The sequence below is a fragment of the Pseudomonas sp. zfem003 genome, from assembly GCF_032621675.1.
Lineage (GTDB): Bacteria > Pseudomonadota > Gammaproteobacteria > Pseudomonadales > Pseudomonadaceae > Metapseudomonas > Metapseudomonas otitidis.
This window is the reverse complement of sequence record NZ_JAVYJG010000016.1, coordinates 56,159-63,122: the sequence shown is the minus strand read 5'-3', so window position 1 is coordinate 63,122 and position 6,964 is coordinate 56,159. Positions and strand designations below refer to the sequence as shown.

Genomic DNA, 6,964 nt, shown 5'->3' with positions numbered 1-6,964 from the left:
CGATCAGGAACAGCTCCTTGCGGGTCTGCTTGCGCTTACCGGCGTACTCGGCGTCGGCGAAGGTCATCTGCTTCATCGGAGAACTTAGGCAACGGGATCGGTGTATTTCACCAGATTCGGGAAGTCTTCTTCAGACTTTCCTTAGATTGTCGTTCTTATTCTGGCCGTCCACACCGTAGTGAATCTCCCTGTGGCAATCCGGGCAGATGGCGCCCACGTAGAGAGGGTGGTCTAGGCCGCCGTCGGAAAGCCGGTTGATGTGGTGCGGTTCGAGGTAGGGCGTGCCGTCTTTGCGTAAGAAGGGGGCCGGCTTTCCGCAGGCCTCGCATTTGCCCTCTGCTCGCAGGAGTACGTAGTTCTTCACCTGGGCGCTTCGCTTGTAGATGTTGCGTAGCGCGCTGTTTTCTCCGCGGGCTTCGACGGGCTCCATGGCTTTCAAGGCGAGCTGGCGAGCTGCAGCGAGGGTCGAGGGCAGATCCGTCTGGGCGGACTCCTCAACCAGTGCTTCTGCAACGCGGGCAATTGGGACAAGGTGAAACACCATGATTTTGCGGATGTTCTTTTCCCTGTCCGGCCCAGTCGTCCAGGTGAGATCGGCGCAAGCGAACTCGCCGAGGTAACGCTGGCCAAGACTCTTTCCCGCCTTCTTCCCAAGCGACTTGAACAGGTGAATGGAGCGCCCGTCACGGGCGTGCTCGAAGATGGCCCGGTTACCACCAGTCAGTTGCATATCGCCGACCTGGCCATGCCCTGTGTAGTGGAAGACGCCGCGATCGTCGAAGCCGTCCCTGTAGCCGTACTGTTCGCCGCTTTCGCCGCTTTCGCCGCTGAAGATGAAGATCGCCGCCGTCTTTGTTGAGGGTGAGATACCGCTCTGCCAGGCACCGCCGAACGGCCCGTTAATGTCTTTGCGGCGGTCGTACACCTGGCCGATCTCGAAGGCGATCTCAGGGATGGTGCTCATGCGCTTTCCTTGGCGTTTGAAAAAGCGCAGAGAGTACTAGGTTCTGTACGAAAAGTGCTGGCGTAGGCCGCGCTACTACTAAATTCAGCACGGCTAAACTGTGATAATCGATGTGGTGCTATTGCTCGGTAGGAGTTCCGGGCGTATTCGGTTGTTTTACTGCAATGCATTTTTCATATTCGTTGAACGCATTTATTATTTGCCTGGCTTGACGAAGAGCCTGGTTATCGTCTGCCGCAAGTAGTACAAGATTTGCTTCTTCGTCGCCTTGACCCTTGTTTCCGCTTCGTGGGGTTGTGATGATTTTAATAGTTTCTTCGGTTTTAAAGGATCTGTCGGCTATTTGCTGCTCGACCTTCTGTTGAAGCTTGTCAACATCTAGAAGTACTCTTTGGCGAAGAAACTTGGTTATATCCTCTGCTCTTGAAATGTCCGAGATGGCATCATCTGTAGCAATTTCTGCGCGTGCCAGCCACAACGGCGAGACATCTTTCTTGCGAGAGGTATCACTTGCGATCGGGGCTAAAAATGTATGAGCGCCACCTGCAAGGCTAGCTAGTCCAGCCTCAATGGTTGCGATACTTTTTGCTCGGTTGGATTTAGCTGCTTGCAGCTTTCCTTGTACTTCGTTCCGTTGTTGATGAATAAATTCAATATAGGGGATTGCACAGTCTAATTGGGCTCGAGCGTCGCTATAGATCTGGCGTTGCTCTGAAAAATTTCCCCAAAAATCGAAGCCTAGCGCTGTGGCTATTATCGCGGCGGAAGATTTGTAAACTCGTGAATTCGATTTTGCCGCTGCGCCAATTACTGATACCCCTGCTCCTGCAATAGCGATCTGGCCGAGTACAGAGTGGTTTTTGGCGGCGCCAATTTGATAGTCGCTGTAGTGTCTGGATAGCTTCTTAAGGGGTTCAACTGGGCCCTTGCTATCCCAGGCTGAAATAGGATCGGGCTCGCGTAGGTTTTTGTAAGAGCAGCCTTGAATTAGTAGGATTAGAAATATGAATATTATTTTTGATTTCATGATTACATCCCTGTTTTGATGTTGTTTTGCTATCGTAGCAGGGCATTCGATGTCTGCAACTTGGGTACGAGGATGCACCCAAAAAATGGGATGTTCGGCTTCAGGCATCTTACGGAACCCTGCGGAGCACCATCGAGTACATGTTTGGCTGGCCTAAAGAGAGCTGGAAACACGGCACCTGCCGCGACAGGCTCGTTATGAGCGCCGCCGCCATGGTCAAGCTAGATTGCACGTTACGATGCTTGCATCAGTGTTTCTCGTTTAGCCTCTGAGAGCCGCACTGTTTGAATCGCCCCTAGTTCCGTAGACACCTCCAAGCCTCATAATGAGGCCCATCAGGAGGTGCCATGAGCAACCAACGTTACCCCGAAGAACTCAAAATCGAAGCGGTCAAGCACATCACCGAGCGCGGTTTGCGCGTTGCCGATGTGGCAGAGCGTCTAGGCGTGTCCGCGCACAGCCTGTACGCCTGGGTAAAGCGCTACAGCAAACCCCAAGCACAGCGGCAGCAGGTAGATGATCAGCAGGTCGAGCTACGTCGCTTGCGCGCCGAACTCAAGCGGGTGACCGAAGAGCGAGACATCCTAAAAAAGGCCGCCGCGTACTTTGCCAAGGAGTCCGGCTGAAGTACGCCGTCATTAGCAAGCTGTCGGTGGAGTACCCGGTGCGGCGTCTCTGCCAGTCCCTCCAGGTACATCCCAGTGGTTACTACGCCTGGCTGGCCGAAGCGAAATCCGCACGCGAGAAGGAAGATCAGCGCCTGCTCGGATTGATCAAGCATGCTTGGCTGGAAAGCGGCGGGGTCTACGGTTACCGCAAGATCCACGACGACCTGCGTGAGCTGGGCGAGTCCTGTGGCCGGCACCGCGTGGCTCGCCTGATGCAGGTGGAGGGGCTGCGTTCGCAGACCGGTTATCGTCGGCGCCCCGGCTATTACGGAGGCAAGCCGACGGTGGCTTCGCCTAATCGCCTGGAGCGGCAGTTCAACGTCAGCGAACCGAACAAGGTCTGGGTCACCGACATCACCTACATCCGCACCTATGAGGGATGGTTGTACCTGGCGGTAGTGCTGGATCTGTTTTCGCGCCAGGTGATTGGCTGGTCGATGAAGCCACGGATGAGTAGCGACCTGGCTATCGATGCGTTGCTGATGGCGGTCTGGCGGCGCAAGCCAAACCAGGAAGTGATGATTCACTCCGACCAAGGCAGCCAGTTCAGTAGTTCGGACTGGCAGAGTTTCCTCAAGGCCAACAACCTGATCAGTAGCATGAGTCGACGCGGTAACTGCCACGACAACGCGGTAGCGGAGAGTTTTTTCCAGTTGCTGAAACGTGAGCGTGTCCGACGGAAAACCTACGGCACCCGCGAAGAGGCCCGCAGTGATGTATTCGATTACATCGAGATGTTTTATAACCCCAAACGCCGGCACAGCAGCGCTATGCAGCTATCGCCAGTGGAGTATGAAAAGCGTTATTTCCAAAGCTTGGAGAGTGTCTAGGGAAGCCGGGGCGATTCAGTGATCGATGCGTATTGTGCTCTTGGCGGTTGCTGCGGCGGCTCTGATTCCTGTCGCTGCGTCTGCAGAGGAACTGATCGGCGGCGGGCTGAAGGTGGTCTCGGTCGAGCTGCTGGCGGAGTCCCAGGCGGTGATAGAACTCGACAATGGAAGCAGCGGCACGGAGGTCTTGTGGGTCGATTGCGCGTTGGGCGAGTGGGGATACAACGGGGAGGAGGCCGGATTTCCGGTCAAGCCTGACGAAAAATCCCAGGCCATTGCTTACCGCGCCTGCAAGGATGCGTCCAATACTTCGCCGTTGGTCCAGCAGCCTGGCAGTTGGCGCTGATGCAAAGCCCGCTCAATGGCGGGCTTTTCGGTGTGTCCCTGGGCTCGACGCCGGGCCCAGGGAGGGTTTACGTGCCGGGCGCTGGTCAGATAAGCACGGGCGGTGCCGGTTCTGGCCGGTGTTTCTTGTGGTCGTCGGAGTTGGACCAGCCGCCGCCCAGCCCGAAGTCCACGGTCTGTTTCTCCAGCGAGTAACCCACGTTGGCATCGCCGTAATAGCCTTCCCCCTGGTAGCCGACGCCGATGTTCGGGCGGATCGACTGACTGGAGAACACGTAGTCGAGGCCTACCGAGACAACGGCTTCGTTGTCCTCGTCGTTCGAGAAGGCCTTGATCCCCAGGGCAGGGCCTTCGCCAAACACGTAGCTGATGCCGATCCCGAAGCCGACATCACTGGCCGATGCGCCGGCGCTCATCAGGATCAGTGCGGTTCCGGCCAGCGCCTGCATTGTCTTTTTCATCGTTCCATCTCCTCGTTGTCCTGCGGATTACCTCGTCGGCAAGCATAGTCGCAGGCTGGGCAATCGATCTGTGAAGGATGGGGATGGTGGTGAGTCGGAAGGAGCGAGCCGCTTCGCCAAGCCTCTTGAGGAGGTGCTCAGCCCCGCCAGCCTGGCGTGATGACTTCCGACTCCCAAGGCTCCTTGGGGTCGTACTTGAGTTTCATCCGGGTCCCAGGTTTGTACAGCTTTAGATAGGTCTGCAGGCTGGCAAGGCTGATGTCGGTGCTGCTGCGGTCGGTGTAGTGGGTGCCTTTTACTTCATAGGCCACATCGATAAAGACGGTGTAGTAGCCGCCACCCAGGCGCTTCGAGTCGGAGTGGCGCGAGTAGGAAATGGTCGTGACCGTTGCACTGGTTTCAGTCCAGCTTTGCAAGGTCAGGATTTCCTTCACGCCGAAGAACAGGGCTGCTGTCCAAGCCCCGGCTTTGATAAACGTTCCGATTTTCATGCATTCGTCCCTGAATCTCTCCGGATAACGCAACAGGCATTGCGCGCGGCGGGCGATCCTAGCACGGAGATTTCCGACCACGCGATGCCGTGCCGGCAAGTCTGTCACAGCGCTGCCATGTCACCCGCGACAACACCCCGCAAACCGTGCTATCAAGCCGTCCGTCGGCAGGTGCTGCGCGTAAAAGCCAAATGCCATTAATCTCCGCGCGCCCGGCCCAGGCCTTGCCCTGCAACCCACTGGCGGCGGGGTGAATCCAGGAGTTGTCGCAGTCGCAGGACATCGGATGTCGTCGTTTTTCACGCCTTTCCCCGTTATTGATCGCACCCTCGTTGGCACGTCCAACCCGATGAGCCGGTTGCGGCCGCTCCCCCTCATTATTTCGGTCTTCGCCCGGTCTGCCGGTGGCGAAGGCCTTGGCTTTTAAAACAAGGAGAGTCTCCATGAGCATCGTCTCGAAGCGTGCCCTGCTGCCGGTCCTGGCAGCCATGGCCCTGGCCGGCCTGTCCGGCTGCGCCACCGAAACCTCCACCGCCGTCGCGGTGCAGCAGGTCGAAAGCGTCAACCGTCCCTACAGCGGCCCGCGCGCACCCATCGCCGTCGGCAAGTTCGACAACCGCTCCAGCTACATGCGCGGCATCTTCTCCGACGGCGTCGACCGCCTCGGTGGCCAGGCCAAGACCATCCTCATCACCCACCTGCAGCAGACCAACCGCTTCAACGTGCTGGACCGCGACAACATGAGCGAGATCCAGCAGGAAGCCGCCATCAAGGGCCAGGCCCAGCGCCTGAAGGGTGCCGACTACGTGGTGACCGGTGATGTCACCGAGTTCGGCCGCAAGGAAGTGGGCGATCACCAGCTGTTCGGCATCCTTGGCCGTGGCAAGACGCAGATCGCCTACGCCAAGGTGGCGCTGAACATCGTCAACATCTCCACCTCCGAAGTCGTCTATTCCACCCAGGGTGCGGGCGAATACGCCCTGTCCAACCGTGAAGTGATCGGCTTCGGCGGCACTGCCAGCTACGACTCCACCCTCAACGGCAAGGTGCTCGACCTGGCCATGCGCGAAGCCGTCAACAAGCTGGTCGCGGCCGTCGACAGCGGCGCCTGGAAACCGCAGAACTGAAACAAGGACGTCATGCAATGAAACCGATGAACACCTCGCTTGCCGCACTGCTGCTGGCGAGCGCCATGTTGGCCGGCTGCAGCGGGCCCAAGACCCTCTACCAGTGGGAGGGTTACCAGACCCAGGTCAACCAGTACTTCAAGGGCGAGTCCAAGGAAGCCCAGGTGGAGGCGCTGGAAGCCGACCTGCAGAAGATCAAGGCCAAGAACGGCGCCGTACCGCCGGGCTACCACGCCCAGCTCGGCCTGCTGTATTCCAGCATCGGCAAGGATGACCAGATGGTGCGTGAGTTCGAAACCGAGAAGGCGCTGTTCCCCGAGTCCGCCACCTACATGGACATGCTGCTGAAGAACGCCAAGGGAGGTGCGCAATGAGCCTTCGCCACCTGTCCCGACTGCTGGTCTGCTGCGTCCTCGGCGCCCTGGTCACTGGCTGCGCCTCGACCCAGAAGAGCGTCGACTACTCCGCCTACAAGGAGGCCCGCCCGCGCTCGATCCTGGTGCTGCCGCCGCTGAACGAGTCGCCGGACGTCAAGGCCACCTACGGCATGATGTCCCAGGTCACCTACCCGCTGGCCGAGGCCGGTTACTACGTGCTGCCAGTGGCCCTAGTGGACGAGACCTTCCGCCAGAACGGTCTGACTTCCCCGGGCGACATCCACCAGCTGCCGCCGGCCAAGCTGCATGAGGTCTACGGGGCCGATGCGGCGCTGTACATCACCGTCACCCAGTACGGCACCCAGTACATGGTGTTCAGCAGCGCTGCCATCGTCACCGCCAGCGCCCGCCTGGTGGACCTGAAGACCGGTACCACCCTGTGGACCGGCTCGGCCAGTGCCTCCAGCGAGGAGGGCAACAACAACAACGGGGGCGGCCTGGTCGGCATGCTGGTCACCGCAGCCGTCAAGCAGATCATCAACAGCTCCGTCGAGGATGCCGCCTATCCCATTGCCGGCATCACCAGTGCCCGGCTGCTTTCCACCGGTTACAACGGTGGCCTGCTCTACGGTCCGCGTTCGCCGAAGTACGGCACCGACTGATCCGTTCGGCGC

Annotated in this window: 9 protein-coding genes; 5 read left to right on the top strand and 4 right to left on the bottom strand. The window is 58.8% G+C overall.

The annotated features are described in order from the left end of the window. Positions 1 to 130: 130 nt before the first annotated feature. Both RTK35_RS29860 and RTK35_RS29855 read right to left on the bottom strand, forming a co-directional pair. Positions 131 to 964: an HNH endonuclease gene (locus tag RTK35_RS29860; protein WP_316909668.1), complete on the bottom strand. Its 834-nt coding sequence runs from the start codon at positions 962 to 964 to the stop codon at positions 131 to 133. Between the two features lie 118 nt (positions 965 to 1,082). Next, the gene (locus RTK35_RS29855) at positions 1,083 to 2,099 is read right to left on the bottom strand and encodes a hypothetical protein (RefSeq protein WP_316909667.1); all 1,017 of its coding nucleotides are present in this window, start codon (positions 2,097 to 2,099) and stop codon (positions 1,083 to 1,085) included. 239 nt (positions 2,100 to 2,338) lie between these two features. Here RTK35_RS29855 and RTK35_RS29845 point away from each other — a divergent pair. Further along, a protein-coding gene (locus tag RTK35_RS29845) for an IS3 family transposase (protein WP_316909666.1) occupies positions 2,339 to 3,489 on the top strand; the annotation gives its coding sequence in 2 pieces (ribosomal slippage) (positions 2,339 to 2,576 and positions 2,576 to 3,489; 1,152 coding nt in all). A 25-nt stretch (positions 3,490 to 3,514) separates the two neighbouring features. Continuing rightward, a complete protein-coding gene (locus RTK35_RS29840) occupies positions 3,515 to 3,835 on the top strand; it encodes a hypothetical protein (protein ID WP_172433228.1) in 321 nt (106 codons plus the stop codon). Between the two features lie 85 nt (positions 3,836 to 3,920). On the opposite strand, the gene RTK35_RS29835 is transcribed toward RTK35_RS29840, so the two are convergent. Beyond that, positions 3,921 to 4,295 carry a hypothetical protein gene (locus tag RTK35_RS29835; RefSeq protein ID WP_172433229.1) on the bottom strand — a complete coding sequence of 125 codons (375 nt, stop codon included), beginning with the start codon at positions 4,293 to 4,295 and terminating at the stop codon, positions 3,921 to 3,923. A 137-nt stretch (positions 4,296 to 4,432) separates the two neighbouring features. After that, on the bottom strand, positions 4,433 to 4,786 hold the full coding sequence (locus tag RTK35_RS29830; RefSeq protein WP_172433230.1) for a DUF3592 domain-containing protein: 354 nt from the start codon (positions 4,784 to 4,786) through the stop codon (positions 4,433 to 4,435). A 443-nt stretch (positions 4,787 to 5,229) separates the two neighbouring features. On the opposite strand from RTK35_RS29830, the gene RTK35_RS29825 reads away from it, so the two are divergent. From RTK35_RS29825 to RTK35_RS29815, 3 genes are read left to right on the top strand one after another with little or no spacing between them, the layout of a single operon-like run. Beyond that, the gene (locus tag RTK35_RS29825) at positions 5,230 to 5,913 is read left to right on the top strand and encodes a CsgG/HfaB family protein (protein ID WP_044404206.1); all 684 of its coding nucleotides are present in this window, start codon (positions 5,230 to 5,232) and stop codon (positions 5,911 to 5,913) included. Between the two features lie 26 nt (positions 5,914 to 5,939). Further along, entirely contained in the window at positions 5,940 to 6,287 is a 348-nt protein-coding gene (locus RTK35_RS29820; RefSeq protein WP_044404236.1) for a DUF4810 domain-containing protein, read from the top strand. Then, positions 6,284 to 6,952: a DUF799 domain-containing protein gene (locus RTK35_RS29815; RefSeq protein ID WP_044404210.1), complete on the top strand. Its 669-nt coding sequence runs from the start codon at positions 6,284 to 6,286 to the stop codon at positions 6,950 to 6,952. The genes RTK35_RS29820 and RTK35_RS29815 overlap by 4 nt, the downstream gene beginning before the upstream one ends. The last annotated feature ends 12 nt before the right edge of the window (positions 6,953 to 6,964 follow it).

What these genes read in the sequence shown, in the direction of transcription:
- RTK35_RS29830 (WP_172433230.1), bottom strand. Translation starts at nt 4,786, where the DNA reads ATGAAAATCGGAACGTTTATCAAAGCCGGGGCTTGGACAGCAGCCCTG.
- RTK35_RS29860 (WP_316909668.1), bottom strand. Translation starts at nt 964, where the DNA reads ATGAGCACCATCCCTGAGATCGCCTTCGAGATCGGCCAGGTGTACGAC.
- RTK35_RS29855 (WP_316909667.1), bottom strand. Translation starts at nt 2,099, where the DNA reads ATGCCTGAAGCCGAACATCCCATTTTTTGGGTGCATCCTCGTACCCAA.
- RTK35_RS29835 (WP_172433229.1), bottom strand. Translation starts at nt 4,295, where the DNA reads ATGAAAAAGACAATGCAGGCGCTGGCCGGAACCGCACTGATCCTGATG.
- RTK35_RS29825 (WP_044404206.1), top strand. Translation starts at nt 5,230, where the DNA reads ATGAGCATCGTCTCGAAGCGTGCCCTGCTGCCGGTCCTGGCAGCCATG.
- RTK35_RS29815 (WP_044404210.1), top strand. Translation starts at nt 6,284, where the DNA reads ATGAGCCTTCGCCACCTGTCCCGACTGCTGGTCTGCTGCGTCCTCGGC.
- RTK35_RS29840 (WP_172433228.1), top strand. Translation starts at nt 3,515, where the DNA reads ATGCGTATTGTGCTCTTGGCGGTTGCTGCGGCGGCTCTGATTCCTGTC.
- RTK35_RS29820 (WP_044404236.1), top strand. Translation starts at nt 5,940, where the DNA reads ATGAACACCTCGCTTGCCGCACTGCTGCTGGCGAGCGCCATGTTGGCC.